13 protein-coding genes and 1 riboswitch are annotated in these 18,719 nt (G+C 66.9%); of the genes, 4 read left to right on the forward strand and 9 right to left on the reverse strand.

Annotated features, from left to right (window positions below):
* The first annotated feature begins 235 nt into the window (after positions 1–235).
* Complete coding sequence (locus tag AC1DJN_RS12075; protein WP_478013558.1) at positions 236–1,210, forward strand: Dyp-type peroxidase; 975 nt, start codon at positions 236–238, stop codon at positions 1,208–1,210.
* Positions 1,211–1,371: 161 nt separating this feature from the next.
* Positions 1,372–1,788, forward strand: a complete 417-nt coding sequence (locus AC1DJN_RS12080) for a TonB C-terminal domain-containing protein (protein ID WP_088100877.1) — start codon at positions 1,372–1,374, stop codon at positions 1,786–1,788.
* 108 nt (positions 1,789–1,896) lie between these two features.
* Here AC1DJN_RS12080 and pnuC read toward each other — a convergent pair whose 3' ends face one another.
* The 7 genes from pnuC to AC1DJN_RS12115 all read right to left on the reverse strand — a co-directional run bounded on the left by pnuC (position 1,897) and on the right by AC1DJN_RS12115 (position 10,794).
* Complete coding sequence (gene pnuC, locus AC1DJN_RS12085; RefSeq protein ID WP_313444015.1) at positions 1,897–2,481, reverse strand: nicotinamide riboside transporter PnuC; 585 nt, start codon at positions 2,479–2,481, stop codon at positions 1,897–1,899.
* Positions 2,478–4,655: a TonB-dependent siderophore receptor gene (locus AC1DJN_RS12090; protein WP_442251516.1), complete on the reverse strand. Its 2,178-nt coding sequence runs from the start codon at positions 4,653–4,655 to the stop codon at positions 2,478–2,480. Before AC1DJN_RS12090 ends, pnuC begins: the two co-directional genes overlap by 4 nt.
* A gap of 70 nt (positions 4,656–4,725) precedes the next feature.
* Positions 4,726–4,821, reverse strand: a riboswitch (TPP riboswitch).
* A 155-nt stretch (positions 4,822–4,976) separates the two neighbouring features.
* Positions 4,977–6,104, reverse strand: coding sequence for a phosphotransferase enzyme family protein (locus AC1DJN_RS12095; RefSeq protein ID WP_442251517.1), 1,128 nt, complete (start codon positions 6,102–6,104; stop codon positions 4,977–4,979).
* 129 nt (positions 6,105–6,233) lie between these two features.
* Positions 6,234–6,632 carry a glycine zipper 2TM domain-containing protein gene (locus tag AC1DJN_RS12100; RefSeq protein ID WP_025875877.1) on the reverse strand — a complete coding sequence of 133 codons (399 nt, stop codon included), beginning with the start codon at positions 6,630–6,632 and terminating at the stop codon, positions 6,234–6,236.
* A 248-nt stretch (positions 6,633–6,880) separates the two neighbouring features.
* Positions 6,881–8,908, reverse strand: a complete 2,028-nt coding sequence (locus AC1DJN_RS12105) for an XVIPCD domain-containing protein (RefSeq protein WP_442251518.1) — start codon at positions 8,906–8,908, stop codon at positions 6,881–6,883.
* A 107-nt stretch (positions 8,909–9,015) separates the two neighbouring features.
* Complete coding sequence (locus AC1DJN_RS12110; protein WP_032978087.1) at positions 9,016–9,951, reverse strand: hypothetical protein; 936 nt, start codon at positions 9,949–9,951, stop codon at positions 9,016–9,018.
* Between the two features lie 204 nt (positions 9,952–10,155).
* On the reverse strand, positions 10,156–10,794 hold the full coding sequence (locus AC1DJN_RS12115) for a response regulator (RefSeq protein ID WP_442251519.1): 639 nt from the start codon (positions 10,792–10,794) through the stop codon (positions 10,156–10,158).
* A gap of 75 nt (positions 10,795–10,869) precedes the next feature.
* Here AC1DJN_RS12115 and AC1DJN_RS12120 point away from each other — a divergent pair, with 75 nt between their 5' ends.
* Entirely contained in the window at positions 10,870–14,478 is a 3,609-nt protein-coding gene (locus AC1DJN_RS12120) for an ATP-binding protein (RefSeq protein WP_442251520.1), read from the forward strand.
* Here AC1DJN_RS12120 and AC1DJN_RS12125 read toward each other — a convergent pair.
* Positions 14,472–14,873 carry a c-type cytochrome gene (locus AC1DJN_RS12125; protein ID WP_442251521.1) on the reverse strand — a complete coding sequence of 134 codons (402 nt, stop codon included), beginning with the start codon at positions 14,871–14,873 and terminating at the stop codon, positions 14,472–14,474. The genes AC1DJN_RS12120 and AC1DJN_RS12125 overlap by 7 nt on opposite strands.
* Positions 14,874–14,939: 66 nt before the next feature.
* Positions 14,940–16,616, reverse strand: a complete 1,677-nt coding sequence (locus tag AC1DJN_RS12130) for an electron transfer flavoprotein-ubiquinone oxidoreductase (protein ID WP_032978093.1) — start codon at positions 16,614–16,616, stop codon at positions 14,940–14,942.
* A 307-nt stretch (positions 16,617–16,923) separates the two neighbouring features.
* On the opposite strand from AC1DJN_RS12130, the gene AC1DJN_RS12135 reads away from it, so the two are divergent.
* Complete coding sequence (locus tag AC1DJN_RS12135; protein WP_059063190.1) at positions 16,924–18,087, forward strand: acyl-CoA dehydrogenase family protein; 1,164 nt, start codon at positions 16,924–16,926, stop codon at positions 18,085–18,087.
* The last annotated feature ends 632 nt before the right edge of the window (positions 18,088–18,719 follow it).

Genomic DNA, 18,719 nt, shown 5'->3' on the forward strand with positions numbered 1-18,719 from the left:
GTTCCTGCGCGGACACATGCGGCCGCAGTGGCACGGAGAGTGGTGGTTGCAGCAGCCGCAGCACTCGATCACCGACAGCGGGCTGCAGGCACAGGTGCTTGCCGATGAGTGGCTGGCGCCCGTCGGCTGACCACCGCGAACTGAGAACCGCTCCGTCGCCGGCAAGGTCGTTCCGCTATGATCGCCCGCACATCGCCGCAGGCGATGTGCCCGCCTCAAGCCAGCAGGAACCATCGTGAACGCCCAGCCCGCACCCATCACCGCCCTCAACCACACGCTCGACAACGAGCCGCAGCAGATCACCGCGCCGCTGACCCATTCGGCTGCGTTCCTGGTGCTGACGGTGAAGGACGATGCGGCGTCGCTGGCGAAAGTACGCGAGGTGCTGGCCAGCACCGATGACCTGATCAAGAACACCGCCATCCGCGAGATCGAGCGCACCTTCACCTGCAACGTGGCCATCGGCCACCGCGTGTGGGCGCCGCTGGTGGGCAGTACGCCGCCGCGCGAGTTGAAGCCCTTCCAGGAAGTGAAGGGTGCGACCCACACGGCGGTCTCCACGCCGGGCGACCTGCTGTACCACATCCGTGCACGCACGATGGATCTGATCGTGGCCTTCGAGCGCAACCTGATGATGGCCTTCGGCGATGCGGTGGGCGCGGTGGATGACGTGGCCGGTTTCCGCTACTTCGACGGCCGCGACCTGCTCGATTTCGTCGACGGCACGGCCAACCCCGAAGGCCTGTCACTGCCGGAGGCGACCATCGTCGGCGACGAGGATCCCGACCATGCCGGTGGCAGCTACGTGGTGGTGCAGAAGTACCTGCACAACCTCGATGCCTGGCGTGCGCAGAAGACCGAGGCGCAGGAGGCGATCATCGGCCGCACCAAGCACGACAACATCGAGCTGGACGACGCGCCGGCCGACGCGCAGAAGTCGCACAAGACGCTGTGCACCATCGAGGATGCCGACGGCGAGCACGAGATCCTGCGCGACAACATGCCCTTCGCCAATCCGGGGCGCGGCGAGTACGGCACCTACTTCATCGGCTACACGCGTCGGCTGTGGGTGATCGAGAAGATGCTGGAGCGGATGTTCATCGGCAATCCCGCGCCGCTGCATGACCGCATCCTCGATTTCTCCACCGCGACCACCGGCGTCACCTTCTTTGCGCCCTCGCGCAAGGTGCTGGCCGACCTGGGCGACTGATCACGCCGGGTGGGGGCAGCCAGGTAGATCCACGCCATGCGTGGATGGATCAACCGGTTGCCCGGAACAGCCACGCATGGCGTGGCTCTACTGCGCCGCCATCTGCCTGTCATCTACGGCGCCGACCATGACGCGTTGGGATGGACGTGGAGACGTGGGTGATGGCTTCTGCAGGCAACAAGCGCACCTCGCGCCGTGGCTGGCGCCCGTTGGCATGGTTGCTGGGCCTGTTGGCGCTGGGGAGCGCCAGCGTGTCCGCACAGGACGCGCCTGCGCATTGGATGGCCTATGCCGCCTCCGTCAGCGGCGAGTTGCAGCAGCGTCTGCAGCAGGAGCAGGATCCGCACGCGCAGCGCCTGCTGGCCTGGCTGCAGGAGCATCCCGATGCGCCGGCGCCGTTGGTGGTGAGCGTGTGGATCGCCGGCGATGGCGCCATCTCGAAACTGGAATTCGACAGCCTGGGTGATGCACGGGTCGATGCCGATCTGCGTGCGGCGCTGCAGGCCACGCCGTTGCCGGCGGCGCCGCCGAAGGACATGCGACAGCCACTGCGATTGGGGCTGACCCTTACCCAGTAGATCCACGCCATGCGTGGATGCCGGGCATCGGTAGACGCCAACCTTGGTTGGCGCTCACCTGCCGACCAAGGTCGGCATCTACCAAACGCAGCCACGCATGGCGTGGCTCTACTGCGCAGGTACTGCCTGCGGCTCGCGCGCGGCGGCGCGCCACGCCCGCAGCCCGAACAATGCCAGGCCCAGGAAGAACACGTACAACGCAGCAGTCACGTGCAGCGATTTGAACAGATAGGCGCCCACGTAGACCACGTCCACCACGATCCACACCCACCAGCAGGCCGTGTGCCGGCGTGCCTGCCACCATTGCCCGACCAGGCTCAGTGCGGTCAGCATCGCGTCCAGCCACGGCAACGCTGCATCGGTGAAGGTGTGCATGCCGGCGCCAAGCGCCACGCCGCCACACAGGCCGATGGCCAGGTCGCGCAGCAGCTTGCCGCGCGCCAGCGGCACGATGCGGATGCTGCCTTCATCGGCGGCGTGCTGGCGCCAGTTGATCCAGCCGTAGACCAGGAAGCCACCAAAGGCAACCTGCAGCAGCGTGTCCGAGTACAGCTTGGCTTCGGCGAACACCACGCCGTACAGCGCGACCGACAGCAGGCCGACCGGCCACGCGGCCAGCCGTCGCTTTGCCATCAGCCACACCCCGAGGATGCTGAAGAGCGCGGCAGTCCACTCGAGCGCGACGCCGCTCACAGCGCGAACGTCACCGACAGGCGCGCCTGTCGCGGCGCACCCGGGAACAGGTAGTAGTCACCGCCGCTGCTGCCGGTGTCGCGCCAGTAGAAGCGGTTGAACAGGTTGTCCACCGACAGGTTCCAGCTGACCGCACGGTCGTGCAGGCGGTGCTGGAAGCGCAGGCCGGCGTCGAACACCGAGTAGTCCGGTGCGCGCACACCGCCGTCGGCGCGGGCCACGTTGGAGGAGGCATAGCGCCAGCCACCCGTCACATCCAGGCCTTCAACGAACGGCAGCGCGTAGGCCAGGTGCACGCTGGCGCGCACCTTGGGCACGTTCACCAGCTGATGGCCTTCATAGGCCGGGGTGCCGGTATCGCGTGCGCGCGCCTGCAGCACGCTGGCGCTGGCGACGATCTGCAGCGCGTCGGTCAGCTGGCCGTTGGCGGTCAGTTCCAGGCCGGTATGGGTCTGCTGGCCTTCTTCGACGAAGGTGTAGCCAACGTCGCTGCCGTCGGGCTTTGCGTACTGGTAGGGCTGGGAGGTGCGGAACACGGCCGCGCCCAGGGTGAGGGCGTCCACTGGCACGTACTTCACGCCCACTTCCAGCTGCCGCGACTGCATCGACGGCAGGAAGGTATCGGCGTTGGACGTCCAGAACGGTGCTTCCTGGCCCAGCGAAATGCCGCGCACGTAGCTGGCGTAGGCGTTGAGCTGGTCGGTGGCCTTCCACACCAGCGCGGTCTGCGGCAGGAAGCGCGACAGGCGGCTGTGGCGCTGCGGCGTGCTGCGCTTGTCGTAGGCGCGCTCGTCCAGGCGCACGAAGCGGCCGCCGGCCAGCCACTGCCAGTCATCGCCGAAGCTCATCCGGTCCAGCGCGAAGAACGCGGTCTGCCGGCTGTCCAGGCGCCGTGCCGATGCACCCGGCATCTTCGGCGAGGGCTCGAACACCGGCACCTGCACGTCGTGGATGTTGCTGGTGCCGACGTACTCGTTGACGCTCGGGCGCTTGTCGATGGTGCGGCGGAAGTAGTCGGCGCCGACGCTCAGCTGGTGGCCGACGCTGCCGGTCTCGAAACTGCCGCGCAGTTCGGCACGGGCCTGCTGGTTGCGGCGGGTGTCATCCGGGCTGCGGTAGTCGTAGATGTCGTAGTCGCCGTTGGGGGCGAAGTAGTTGCCCGGCACGCTGCCGTCTGCGCACCCTGCGGTGTAGTAGCAGCCGTAGGCGAAGGCSACGTTGTCATCGATCACCGAACGGCTGTGGCCGACCGAGACGCGCGACTGCCACGCATCGTTGAAGTCATAGGTGTGCAGCGCGGTAATGTTGGTGCTGGCAATGTCCACCGGCCGCTGCCACGGCTGGTAGCCGAGCAGGCGTTCGCGGTCGACGCCGCGTGGCAGGTCGCGCGCGCCCAGCAGCTGGAAGCCGGACACCGAGCGCTGCGCGCTGGTCTGGTAGTTGGCATCCACTTCCAGCTTGCCGTGTTCGCCGATCAGCCAGTCGGTGGCCAGCGAATAGAAGTTGCGGCGACCGTCGGCATGCTCGACGTAGGAATCACTGGCATCCCAGGCGGCGTTCAGACGCACGCCGAAGCGCGGGGTCAGCCAGTGGCCGACATCCACGGCTGCATAGCGTGAGCCTTCCGAATCGGTGCCCAGGGTGACCGTACGCACTTCCGCCGGGCGCTTGCCCACGTAGTTGATGATGCCGCCGGGTGCCATCACGCCAGCCGCGAGGCCGGCTTCGCCCTTGAGGATCTGCACTTCCTGGATGTTCTCCAGCGCCAGGCGCTGCTCGCCGGCGATGGACATGCCGTTGAAGCGGTAGCCGGTGGCCGCATCCAGCGCGAAGCCGCGGATGGCGATGTTCTGGTAGTAGCCCACCGGCGCATAGGCATCGCCCAGCGAGGCATCATTGCTGGCCAGCTCGGACAGCGAACGCACCTGGCGGCGGTCGAGGTAGTCGCGCTCCAGCACGTTCACCGAGGCGGGGGTGTCCTTCCAGGAGCCGCCGCCGAAGGCGTTGACGCGCGAGGTGTCGGCCTTCGGTTTGCCGGCCTGCACGCGCACCGCCGCCAGTTCGGTGGGCGAGGAGGGCGCATCAGCAGCGTCGGTGCCTGCCTCGCTGGCGTACAGCGGCAGGGCGGCGCAGAGGGCGAGGGCGAGCAGGGTGGGGCGCAGGCAGCGGTTCATTCGATTCGTCTTCAGACAACAAGGGAGACGAAGCGACGGCGCGCAGGTGCACCGGCCCATGACGGGGGTGTGGCTGCGGCTCAAAGCTCCCTACGCCGGTGCAAACCGGATCAGGTTCCAAGGGACTCTCTCAGCCTGGCAGATCCAGGCACCCCCGCTTCAGGTGACCATTTCACTACAAATGGTACGGATTTGCGAGCTACCGCCCTTCAGCCGGGGTCAGATCCCTTTCCAGCGGAAAGGGATCTGACCCCGGCCGAGCGCATCATCGACGCATGGCGTCGGTCTACTGAGTACCCCGGGTGTTTGGTGGCTCGCGGCTCACGCGGCGGCGTGCAGGGCCGCCAGCAGGGCCTGGCCGGGGGCCGTGGCGAACCACGCCGGATGCCCGAGCATGAACGGCTGCCAGGCCACATCGGCGTTCGCGGTCGATCCGGTGACGCCCTCGAAATACTCCACTTCGGACAGAGCGAAGTCGAAATGCACCATCGGCAGCAGGTCGGCCAGCAGGTGCACGCGGGTGGGCGACAGCGGCAGTTCCTGCCGATAGCCGTCCAGCAGGGCCAGGGCGATGTCGATGCGAACAGCATCGGTGCCGCGCTCCAGCTGCAGCCAGGCCACCGCGTTGCGTTCGATCGCGGTGGCCAGGTCGAACAGCGCGCTGGTGGGCGAGGCCAGGCCGAAATCGAGCACCGTGGCAATCGTGCCGTCGTCGTTCCACAGCAGGTTGGAGACGTGCCAGTCGTTGTGCGCCCACAGCCGCGGTTCGTCCTGCAGGCGCGCGGCCAGGCCGTGGTGCCACGGCAGCACATCGCGGCGCAGCTGTTCTTCCCAGGGAATGCGCGCCAGGTAGCGGGCCAACCCGGGGCGGTTGCCGAGGTCGGCGTTCAGCGCGGCGATCGGGTCATCGGCGCGGATCAGGTCGTCGCGTGCCACCAGCAGATGGGTGCCGCGCTGCGGGGCGTGGTAGCTGGCGGCCGCGCGGTGCAGCGTGGCCAGCATTCTTCCTGCCTGGTGTGCCTGGGCGATGTCGGTCAGTGGTGACCATGACGGCAGTTCGCGATACAGGTCCTTGCCGGCGCCCACCGCATGCAGTTCGTAGGTCCACGGGCCGTGTTCGAGTGCGGTGCGGCCGTCGTTGCTGGCCAGCACCTGCACCACCGGCATGCCGGCAGTTGCCAGATGCGCGATGAAACGGTGTTCTTCTTCCAGGCTTCCAGCGCTGCGCACACTGTGGTGGTGGCGCTTGATGAAGACCGGACCGCCGGTGCCGTCGACGATGGCCGCGGCCGACAACGGACGCGGGCTGTGCCAGCGCAGCGTGCTGTCCGCGCCCAGCTGCGGAAAGTGGCCACGCAGCCAGGTGATCTCCTGCGCGTCGATCGCCGGCCAGTCGGCGACGACCTCGTCGTTGTTGAGGCCCTGCACGCGATGGGGGGAAGAAGTCATGCCACGGCCGCTGGTGAGTAGAGGAACATCCAAGGCTGCGCATTCAACGCCATGGACGCCACAGACGCAAACGGGCGGGTCATCGACCCGCCCGTCAGGGACGCCACGTGCGGCCTGTGGCCGGCGCGCTTACCAGCCGCGATGACGGCCGCGGTCGTGGTAGTAGCGGTTGTCATGGCGCTCGCGCTGCCAGCGACGGTCATCGCGGCGGTCGTAGCCATAGCCGCGGTTGTAGCCACGGTCATAACGGCGATCGTAGCGACGGTCATAGCGCCCGTCGTAGCGTCGATCATGGCGGTCGGAGGTGGTCAGGTTGCCGATGGCGCCGCCGGCAACCGCGCCGCCGACGGTGGCAGCCGGGTCGCCGTTGGAGATCAGGTGACCCGCCACGCCGCCGACGACGGCACCGACCACGGTGCGCTTGTCCTTCCTCGACATCGCGCTGGCATCACTGACCACGGCCACGCCGGCAAGAAGTGCCAGGGCCATCGCCAGACCACGGAAGCTGAGTGCGGAAGTGCTGAGCATGTTGGGTTCTCCTGTGAGGTGCATGCCACGGTGGGCAGGGAGGGCGCTGGGCGCCCCGGCTGCCGTAGGGACCACGCTGGTGCCCGGACATTGCCGGAACATTGCGCGCGATCCCCGTGCGGCTTGCGCATTCATCTAGCGTCAGGCGGCATGAAGCGAGGCTGAAAGCGCGGCGGCCGCTCAGCTGCCAGAAAGGAAAAGGGCCGCAGTACGCGGCCCTTCCCATGGTTTCCCCTGCCTGGCCTGGCTCAGTGGCCCATGGCGCGCTGGGCCTGCTTCACCTGCTCCTGCTGGGCGTCCTGCTGCTGCAGGACATTCGGTGCACCGTGCACCGCACCACTGCTGAGTGCCATGCTCTGCTCGCTGGCCGCACGGGTGTCCACCGCCGCGCGGCAGGCAGCCGGGTCACCGGCGGTGCCCTGTACGGCAAACATGCGCTCGCCGTTGGTGCTGGGCACCACCGAATCGATGCGCTGCATGCCGCTGGCCTGCGCTTCCTTGGTCAGTGCAGCGGCGGCGGCCTCCAGTGCATGGCGGTCCTTGAAGGTGCCTGCCGGCAGGCCTTCCATGCCCTTCACGGCCTGGTTGTACATCGGGTTCTGCGGATGGCGCCCGTCATTGAGCAGCGGGCGCTCGCGCGCGTCCTTGATCGCATCCAGCGTCTTCGGGCCGATGATGCCGTCCACTGCCAGACCGTTGTCCTTCTGCAGCTGGCGCACGGCAGCCTCGGTGTTGCGACCGAACTTTCCATCCTCGACCAGCGGCTTGCCGTCGGCACCCACATACCCCAGGTGGCCCAGCTGTTCCTGCGCCCTGCGCACATCCTCGCCGTGCGCACCCTGCTTATGCACTTCGTTGCTGGTCTGCGGCTTTTCCTGCGGGGACGGCTTCGGCTCGGCGGCGCCCTTGGCCTGCGCCTGCTCGTGCGCCTGGCTGCGGTTTTCCAGCAGATCGCGTGCCTGGTGCAGCGGATCGGAGGCGAACAGCTCCCAGTTGGGGTGGTCCTTTACCTGCTTGAGGTAATCCTCCACCGGCATGGTATGCACGCCCAGCTTGCCGGTGGACTGGCTGATCAGCAGCTTGTCGGTGTTCGGGTCTCGCACCACCATCACGATGTGGTCGATGCCGTTCCAGTGCTCGTGCTTGGTCTTGGCCGTATCCAGGCCGATCACCATGCCTTCCTTCAGCGCACCCGGCTTGAGGATGTCGTCGCGCTTGAGCAGCACGCCGGAGTCCTTGTAGGCGTCATGCACGATACCGCCGGAGCCGGCGAAGCCCAGCTTGATCTTGTCGGCGTCGGCGAACACCGCATGGCCGGCCTTCTGGTTGATCTCATCTTGGGTCTTGTTGAGCATCGTGCCGACCCAGCCGGAGCAGTCGATGTAGCCTTGCTCGACGTTCTTGCCGGTGACACCCTTGCCACGGTAGTACTGGCTGGATTCGATGTTGATCGCGTACTTGACGTTGTCGTACTTCACGCCGGCGTTGTAGGCCGCATCCAGCGAAATGCCGGGTGCATCGGGCTTGGCGGCAGCAGCCGTGGCGGTGGCGGCGATGGCTGCGGCACCGGCGGCGACGGCCGCCTGCGCGGCGGGGGTCACGGTCTGCGTCGGTGCGGCCTGCACCGGCGCCGGACGCGCCTGGGCCTCGGTGATCGGCGCGATGTTCTTTTCCGGGATGCTGATCGCGTCGTACTTGCGGTCGTAGTACTGGGCGAAGGTGCTGGCCAGGTCACGATCATTCATCGTGCGCATCTCGGCGCGCGTATGCCCGGTCAGCGCTTCGACGTCACTGCCGATCTGGCCCATGATGCGCGGGCGCATGTTGATCGGATCGCCGTGGCCGTCGCGCACCACGCCGAACGTGCCGGTGGCGATCGCGGTCTGGATCGAACCGTAGCCGGCGGCACCCTGCTGGTGTGCCAGATACAGGTCAAGGCCGCTCGGCTTGTCATCACCGGACAGGTAGGGATGGCCGGTGCGGTCATGGCGCTTTTCCATGTCCACCAGGTTGCGCTTGAACATCTCCGCTGCCGCTTCGGTGTTGCGGGTCGGGTCGTACTCGTGGCCGGTCAGGCCGTACTGCCTGGCCGACGACGGCAGGAACTGGAACAGGCCCTTGGCATCGGTCTTGTCGTTGTGCGCGCGCTCGTTGAAGCGGCCACCGGTCTCGATGTGGGCAAAGCGCAGGAAGTCCTCGCTGGCGATGCCCTTGCGCTGTGCAACCTGCTCGATGATGTCGAGAACTTCCTTTTTGCTGTAGTCACGTTGTGCCATGACACTTCCTCTGGGGTTGATGGAGCGGCCTTTGCCGCGATACGCCAACCGGACTCATCCGTGAGTCTTCAACATGTCGGTCAACAGGTGCTGCGGGGTGGTGCGTCTTACTTTTCGACGTAGGCCTTGCGGGCGGCGTCGTAGTGGTACTGGCGCGCGTCGGCCGCACCCAGCGCACGGGTCTGGCCCGGGCCGGAAATGGTGGTGCCGGTGGCGGTGACGGTGATGGTGGGCAGGTCGCTGCCGGCGACGGCGCTGAAGGCCAGTGCGCCCCGGTTGCTGACGCACGGCATCACCTGGCCCTCGTCGCAGGCGGCTGAATTGTCTTCGCCGGTGATCACCGTGCCCGCGCTGGCCCAGACCTGGCCGTCTTCGGACTTCTCGTAGTCCGGGTTGAATACCAGCACGGTGTAGCTTTCGATGCTGGTACCGGTAGCGAAGGTGCTGGTCGGCACCGCCAGCACCAGCTTGCCGGCCGGAGTGCGGTATTCCAGCGGCTTGCGCTTGCTGTCGATGTCCGGCGCGGTGCCATAGGCGCCGACGGTACCGATCCACGGTTCGGCGCCCTTGAACACCCAGGGACGATCCGGCTTGTCGCCTGTCAGGGTGAAGGTGGCCTCGGTCAGGGTGACCTGGCTGTCCGGACCGGCTTCGTCTTCGCCGGGCTTGCCGTACTTCTGCGGTGTGTTCCAGGCAAAGCCGGTGTAATAGCGGGTGCCGGCCAGTTCGAAGGCATGGCCGAACCAGAAGGTGGCGACACTGCCATTGGCTACTTCATACGAAACGGCGCCATCGCCGTCGACGTCGTAGATGAAATACAGCACGCTGCCGGCATCGGGGGGCGTGGCGGTGGCCGTGGTGGCGGGTGTGGCGGAGCTCTGCATCGGGGCAACATCCTGTCGTGGCGCGGTGGCGCCCTGTGGTGACGCGGTCGAAGGCGAGGGGGTGCAGGCACTGGCAAGCAGCGCAACGAGCAGGCCGGCGAACGTCGCACACAGGCGTGGGCGGACACGGGCCAAGCGGGATTCCGGAAGGATCTTCATGCACCTCTCCATGGTTTGCGGGCGTCGGGCAGGAAGGCCAACGCAGAACACGCCCCGCCCTCGATGAGGGGGAACGTCGTGATGAGCCGGTCGATTCCTTCGACCTCGCATAGGAAAACCCATCGACGCGGATGATGGCACAGATGCGACGGCGATCACAGGGGGCAGGGAGGAGCCTCCCGTCAGAGAACTGCGAACGGTGTCTCAGATCCTGCCGTCGCGCAGGTAGTCGAACAGCTCCGCGTCGCCCTTCAGCCCGAGCTTGAGCATGGCGTCACCCTTCTGGCGGCTGATGGTGCTGACGCTCTTGTGCAGCTGCAGCGAGATTTCCTTGACCGTCATGCCGGTGCCGAGCAGCCGCAGCACCTCCACTTCGCGCGGCGACAACGGCTTGCCGTCACCCTCGCGCATGCGCCAGCTGCCGGCTTCCTCCACCCGCTCGCGCAGGCTGCGGCTGATGTAGGACTGGCCGCGATAGACCGCCTGGATCGCCTGCGGCAGTTCTTCCATCGACGAACTCTTGTCGACCAGGCCGAGCACGCCGCTGTCGAGCACCATGCGCAGGATCGCCAGGTTGTTGGAGACGCTGAGCATGAGCACCGGCAGGTCGGGATGGCGGCGGCGGATCATGCCGATCATGGCGAAGCCATCGGCCTGCGGGCTGCCAGGCATCGAGTAGTCGGTGACCAGCAGGTCGCAGGGCTGGGTCGTCAGCAGGGTCATCAGCGCCTGGGCGTTGTCGGCCTCGCCAACGACTCGGCCAACGCCGCTGGATTCGATGACGGCGCGGGTACCGATGCGGACCACGGGGTGATCGTCTGCGATGATGATGCGCAAGGTCATGCTCTAGTATGGCCACCGGCACGCCGGACCGCGACCGTCGCGGTCCCTGGCAGGACTTCCAGGAGATCGTTGCAGATGCGCAGCTGGGCGGCTCGTGGACTGATCCTGTTGACGACCCTGCTGGCGCTGCCGGCGCTGGCCCAGCCTGCGTCCACGCCGGGGCCGTTGCCGCTCAGCCCCCTGCAGCGCGAGTACCTGGCCGCACATCCTGTTGTCGTTGTTGGACAGTATGACAGTGGCTGGCCTCCTTTTGAGTCGATCCAGGACGGGAAGCAGGTGGGCCTCGGCCCGGACTACCTGACGCTTTCGGCCCGGCAGCTTGGCCTGAAGGTGGAGACGCGCCGTTTTGCGGACTGGCCCTCCGTGCTGGATGCGGCATGTCGCGGCGAAATCGACGTGGTGATGAACATCGCGCTCAGCGCCGAGCGTACCCGTTGCATGGTCTATACCGCCGCCTATGCCGAAGCACCGCTGGCCATGGTTGGACGTCCTCAGGACCTGCGTGCTTCGGAGGCACCTGATCTGGATGGCCTGCGCGTTGTGGTCGAGCAGGACTTCATGACCGGACCGCAGGTGCGTGCGCGGTTCCCAAGGGCACGACAACTTGTCGCAGACAACACGCTGACGGCCTTGCGTATGGTCAGAGACGACAAAGCCGACATTTTCATCGGCAATGCCTACGTGGCGACGGAACTGATCGCCTCCAACGGGTTGAAGGGTGTGGCGTTGCTGCGGCCCAGCGATCTGCCCCCGGAGCAGTTGCATTTCGGTGTGCCCAACAGCAAACAGCCGTTGTCCGAAGCACTGGACCTGGCGCTTGCCGCCGTCAGCGAAGCGCAGCGTGACGCCCTCGCGCAGCGCTGGCTGCCACCGCCGCAGTGGTCGGCGTCGGCGCAGCTGGCATTGAGCCAGGCCGAGAAACGCGTGCTGCAGCAACCCTTGAAGATCGGCTTTGCGCCCAACGCCGCGCCGCTGTCGTTTGCCGACAGGAATGGCAAGCCCAGTGGCCTGACCAACGAATACCTGCAGCGCCTGCTGCAGGCCGGCGCCAACCTGCAGGTTGAAAACAGCCATGACTGGTATGAGGTGCGCGAGAAGGCGCGTCGCGGAGAACTGCAGGCGGTGATCGGCATTCCCTCCGATTCGAACTATCTCGGGCCGGAATGGGTGTTCAGCCAGCCCTTCATCACCGTTCCCAATGTGATTGTCACCCGCACTGACAGTCCGTCGATGCTGGGTCTGTCGGACCTGGACGGCAAGCGCGTGCTGTTGTCCGATCCCGAGCGCATCCGTGGCTACGTGCAGCATCAGGCACCGTCGGTGAAGATCGTCGCCGCGCGCAGCGCCGAGCAGGCCCTGCAACGCCTGGCAGATGGCGAGGCTGATGCCTACGTGGGCAACCTGGCGCTGGTCGACCAGCTGCTGCGCAACCGCTTCCCGGGGCGCCTGCAACTGGCCGCGCCAGCCGGGTTCAACGACCAGCTGGCGCTGGCGGTGGAGCGTCGCCATGCGGCATTGGCCACCACCTTCGACCGCCTGCTGCTGCAGATGGGGCCGCGCCGGCGCGAGGCCCTGCGCGGCGATTGGTTGTCGGTGGAATACCGCGATGGAGTGGACTGGCGCACCCTGCTGCGCTGGGGCCTTCCCCTGCTGCTGGTGCTGACCACTGCTGTGGCAATGCATGGGCTGGGGCACTGGCGGTTGCGCCGCGAAGTGGCTGGCCGTCGCGAGCTGGAGCAGCGCCTGGCCGAGGTGACCGACAACCTGCCTGCCATCGTCTACCAGGCCCGCCGCGAAGCGGACGGCACCCTGAGCTTCCCCTTCATTGCCGGCGATGTGCAGTCGATGTTCGGCATCAGCCGGCAGCAGGCGGAGTCGGACGGRCAGGCGCTGCTGGCATGCATCGATGCCGACGACCGCGAAAAGGTGCTGCGTGCGATGGAACGGGCGGCACGCAATTTCGCCCCGCTGTCCTTCGAGTTCCGTATCCACCGCGACGGAAGCGCGCCCTGCTGGGTGCGCAGCCAGGCGCACCCGTATTCAACGGAAGCAGGCGCGGTAACCTGGAGTGGTTACTGGGTGGACGTGAGCCAAGCGCGCGCGCAGGCCGACGCGCTGGCCGCGGCGATGGTCGAAGCCGAGCAGGCTGCAGCAGCGAAATCGCGCTTCCTGGCCACCATGAGCCATGAAATCCGCACACCGATGAGCGGTGTGCTGGGCATGCTGGAAGTGCTGGCGCATTCGCCGCTGGACGCCGAACAGCAACGCATCCTCGGCGTGATCGAAGACTCGGCGCAGATGCTGCGGCAGATCCTCGACGACATCCTCGACTATTCGCGGATGGAAGCGGGCGCGCTGCGCCTGGAGCCGGTGCCGCTGCCGGTGCGGCCACTGCTGGAGGGTGTGCATCGACTGTTGTTGCCGCAGGCCACGGCGCGTGGCCTGGACCTGCAGCTGGACATTGACGAACAGCTGGCACAGGCCCATGAGGTGGACGGCGTGCGCCTGCGCCAGATCGTGTTCAACCTGCTCAGCAATGCCATCAAGTTCACCGTGAAGGGCTCGGTGCGGCTGCAGCTGGAAGTGTTGGGGCCTACTGCCGAGGATGGCAGCCAGCCGCTGCGCCTGAGCGTCACCGACACCGGCATCGGCATCGCGCCGGAGCAGCTGCCGACCCTGTTCGAACCCTTCACCCAGGCCGGTGCGTACATCCAGCGCGACCATGGGGGCACCGGGCTGGGCCTGAGCATCTGCCGGCGCCTGGTGCAGAAGATGGACGGCGAACTGAAGCTGGAAAGCACGCTGGGCGAAGGAACGCGGGTTGACGTGCTGCTGTCGCTGGTGGAGGCGCGCAGCGAGGATGTGATCGCGCTGCAGGCCGAGCACCAGCAGATCGCGCTGCTGCCCCCTGATCTGCGCCAGGCACGGGTGATGATCATTGAAGACCATCCCACCAACCAGGCGATGATGGCCTGGCGCCTGCAGCAGCTGGGCGTGCCGCATGTGCTGGTTGATGACGGGCAGCAGGCATTGGACCGGCTGGCGGAGGAATCCTTCGATCTGGTCATCACCGACTGCCGCATGCCGGTGCTGGATGGATTTGGTTTCACCCGCCTGCTGCGCGAGCGCGAGGGGCGCAACGGCCAGCCGCGGATGCCGGTGTTGGCGCTGACCGCCAGCGTGCTTGACGATGACGCACGCCGCTGCCGCGAAGCCGGCATGGACGACGTGCTGGCCAAGCCATTGTCGCTGGCGACGCTGCGGCAAGCGCTGCTGCGCTGGTTGCCGCGCGCCGAGGGTGCTGAAGATGACCAGGCCGCGGTGGACAGCGACGATGAGCCCGAGGGCGACGAGGGGCTACCCGACCTGGCGACCCTGCAACGGCGCTTCGGTTCGCGCGAGATCGCCCGGCAGCTGCACGACAGCCTGGTCAAGGCCAGCAACGAGGACATCGCGGCCCTGCAGCGCGCGCTGCACGAAGGCGACCGGGTGACGGCCGCGCTGCACCTGCATCGGCAGGCCGGTGCGCTGGGGGCGGTGGGTGCACGCGGCCTGGCCGATCGCGCCAACGCGCTGGTGGAACGGTTGCAGGCCGCGGGCGATGCAGAGGTCGCATCGGCGGTTGCCGACGCCGGGCAGTTCGTGGCGCACCTGCAGCACCAGCTGCAGCGCCTGGCTCACTGAGCCGCGTGCTCCTGCAGGTAAGCGATCACCAGCGCGCGACGCTCGGCGCTCGGGAAGGCGTTGTACATGCGCGTGCCGGGTACCAGATGGGTGGGCGACTGCAGGAAGGTGTCCAGGGTCTGCGCACTCCAGACGAAGTCGGCGCGGCGCATGCCCTGCGAGTATGCGTAGTCGGGCAGGCTGCCCGCACGGCGGCCGATCACCCCATGCAGGTTGGGACCGAAGCGGTGGATGCCGCCGGCATTGACGGTATGGCAGCCCGCGCACAGTTCGAACGCGCGCTGCATCGCCTGCTGGCGCGCTTGTTCGGGCGTGCTGGGCGCAGCGGGCGGGCGCTGGCACGCACTGGCGACCAGGATCGTGGCAACAGCGGGAAGCAGACGAAGGGCACGCATGGGCGAGCAGGATAACGGGCGCACGCGCCGTGGGGCTGCGACCGGCCGTCGCAGCCCCATCGCCGGTCACATGCCGGAGTAGTTCGGGCCGCCGCCGCCCTGCGGGGTCACCCAGACGATGTTCTGGGTCGGATCCTTGATGTCGCAGGTCTTGCAGTGCACGCAGTTCTGCGCGTTGATCTGCAGCCGCGCATCGTTGCCGTCGCCGACGAATTCGTACACGCCCGCCGGGCAGTAGCGCGCTTCCGGACCGGCGTACTCGGCCAGGTTCACCTTCACCGGGATGCTCGCATCCTTCAGCGTCAGGTGGCTGGGCTGGTTCTCGTCGTGGTTGGTGCTGCTGAGGAACACCGAGCTGAGGCGGTCGAAGGTCAGCACGCCATCGGGCTTGGGATAGGCAATGCGCGTGTGCTTGGATGCCGGCTCCAGGCAGGCGTGGTCCGGGATGCTGTGGCGCAGGGTCCACGGCGGGTTGCGCACGCCCAGCTTCGGCAGCAGCCACTGCTCGATGCCGGTCATCAGCGTGGCCACGGTCTGGCCCTTCTTGAACCACTGCTTGAAGTTCTTGGACAGCTTCAGTTCGTCGTGCAGCCAGCTGGTTTCAAAGGCGGCCGGGTAGGCGCTGAGCTCATCGTGCTGGCGATCGGCCACCAGCGCGTCGAAGGCGGCATCGGCGCACAGCATGCCGGTCTTGATCGCGGCGTGGCTGCCCTTGATGCGGCTGACGTTGAGGTAGCCGGCTTCGCAGCCAACCAGCGCGCCGCCCGGGAACACGGTCTTGGGCAGCGACATCAGGCCGCCCGCAGTGATCGCACGCGCGCCGTAGCCGATGCGGGTGCCGCCTTCCAGATGCTTGCGGATCGACGGATGGGTCTTGAAGCGCTGGAATTCCTCGAACGGGCTCAGCCAGGGGTTCTTGTAGTCCAGGCCGACCACGTAGCCGATGGCGACCTTGCCGCCGTCGGCGTGGTACAGGAAGGCACCGCCGTAGGTATCGGTATCCAGCGGCCAGCCGGCGGCGTGCACCACCAGGCCCGGCTCATGCTTGGCCGGGTCGATCTGCCACAGTTCCTTGATGCCGATGCCGTAGGCCTGCGGATCCTTGCCTTCGTCCAGCTTGAAACGGCTGATCAGCTGGCGGCCGAGGTGGCCGCGCGCGCCTTCGGCGAACACCGTGTACTTCGCATGCAGGGCCATGCCGCGCTCGAAGGCCGGACCGATCGTGCCGTCCTTTTCGATGCCCATGTCGCCGGTAGCCACGCCGATCACCGCACCGTCATCGCCGTACAGCACTTCGGCGGCGGCGAAGCCGGGGAAGATCGCCACTTCCAGCGCCTCGGCCTGCTGCGCCAGCCAGCGGGTGACTTCGCCCAGGCTGATGATGTAGTTGCCTTCGTTGTGGAAGCACTCGGGCAACAGCGCGTGCGGGGTGGTGCGCGCGCCGGTCTCGCTGAGGAACAGGAACTCGTCGCGGGTGACCTTCTGCTTCAGCGGTGCGCCGCGCTCGGCCCAGTCCGGGAACAGTTCGGTCAGCGCGCGCGGGTCCATCACCGCGCCGGACAGCACGTGCGCGCCGGGTTCGGAGCCCTTCTCCAGCACGCATACCGACAGTTCGCGGCCGGCGTCGATCGCACGTTGGCGCAGGCGGATCGCGGTGGCCAGGCCGGCCGGGCCGGCACCGACGACGACCACGTCGAATTCCATGACTTCACGCTGGGGCAGGGCGTTGGCTTCAGCACTCATCGATTGCATGACTCGTGGGTAGTGCCGGCATCGGGGCCACCGGCGGTTGCCTGGGAATCGCGCGTGCAGCCACGGGCGAAACGGTTGTTTGAATGTGTCAGGGTACCGGGACGGGCGTGATCGAGCTAGATCGCCGATGTTCACATCGCAATTGCTGCAATGCAGCGTAATGCGCGTGGTCTGGCAGGTGCCAACCTTGGTTGGCGTGAGCGGAAACACCAGCGCCGACCAAGGTCGGCCTCTACCCGCACACCAACTCCGCCCGGATGGCCGACAATGGCGGCAGTCCCGACTGCGTGTGAGTGCCATGGCTTTGGATCCGTACGACCTGTTCGATGTCCGTTCCCTGCTCAGCGAGGAAGAGCGCGCGGTACAGGAGAGCGTGGCCCGCTTCACCAACGAGCGCGTGCTGCCGATCATCGGTGATGCCTTCGACCAGGCACGGTTCCCGTCGGAACTGGTGCCGGAGATCGCCGCGCTGGGCCTGCTCGGTGCCACGCTGCCGGGTGAGTACGGCGGCGGCGACATGGGGGCGGTRAGTTACGGGCTGATCTGCCAGGAGCTGGAGCGCGGCGATTCGGGCCTGCGCAGCTTCGTGTCGGTGCAGAGCTCGCTGTGCATGTACCCGATCTTTGCTTACGGCAGCGAAGAACAGCGCCGGCAATGGTTGCCGGCGATGGCGCGCGGCGAATTGATCGGCTGTTTCGGCCTGACCGAGGCACATGGCGGTTCCGACCCGGCCAGCATGAAGACCCGCGCGGTGCGCGATGGCAGCGACTGGCGCATCAACGGCAGCAAGATGTGGATCACCAGCGGGCCGGTGGCCGACCTGGCCATCGTCTGGGCACAGACCGAAGACGGCATCCAGGGCTTCGTGCTGGAGAAGGGCATGCCCGGCTTCACCACCCAGGAAATCAAGCACAAGATGAGCCTGCGCGCGTCGCTGACCGGCGCGCTGTTCTTCGACGACGTACGCGTACCCGACAGCCACCGCCTGCCGAACGTGAAGGGGCTGAAGGGGCCGCTGGGCTGCCTGACCCAGGCGCGTTTCGGCATCAGCTGGGGCCCGATCGGCTCGGCCATCGCCTGCCTGGATGAAGCGCTGGGGTATGCCAAGGAGCGCGTGCTGTTCGGCCGTCCGCTGGCGGCCACGCAGAGCGCGCAGATCAAGCTGGCCGACATGGCCCGGCGCATCACCATGGCGCAGCTGCTGGCGTTGCAGCTCGGCCGACTGAAGGAAGCCGGGCAGGTGCAACCGCAGCAGGTCAGCCTGGCCAAGTGGAACAACTGCCGCATGGCGATCGACATCGCCCGCGAGTGTCGCGATCTGCTGGGTGGCGCCGGCATCACCACCGAGCACGTGGCGATCCGCCATGCGCTGAACCTGGAATCGGTGATCACCTATGAAGGCACCGAAACCGTGCACCAGCTGGTGATCGGACGTGAGCTGACCGGGATCAACGCGTTCTGAGTGCACCGGTAGTGCCGGCCGCTGGCCGGCGTTGCCGAGTAGGGTGGGCGGCAAAGGACGCCTATCCGGAGATGCAAGCTGAATGAAGAACAATCCCTCTGTAAGGCTGCTGTGCCTCCCGCTGCTCTTCCAAGCCTCGGTGCTGCAGATGGCGTGGGGAGGCAACAGGGATGATGGGGCATGGGCAGGCAGCTATTCGCAGGCGAGCGATCTGTGTACCGAACCGGGCAGCGGGCGTAGTTGCCGCGATGGATTCAGGGACAGCCTGTCGATTGTCGAAGAATCACTGGGCTACAGGGTTTAGCTGCACAGTACCCAGGCGATGCAGCACGTCTGCTCCTTTGTGCTGCACATGAAGCCAGAGGGCGGAAAGCTGATTCATCAGTCCGAACTAGGCACAGTGGCTATCGAGCAACATGCAGGTGCGCTGAGAGTCTCATCCGGCGGGATCGACCCGACGGCAACGGGTTTGGCATTGTGCGGCACGCATGCTGATATTGATGGTCTGGAGTTTTCTTCTGTGGGCAATCGCACGAGTTCCAGGTAACGCCATGGCGCCCGCAACTGATTGATCCAGGCGGAAGACATCCACGCATGGCGTGGATCTACTGCGCGGCTGTTGGGTCCGCCTT

Source organism: Stenotrophomonas sp. 05L414_2, assembly GCF_056397905.1.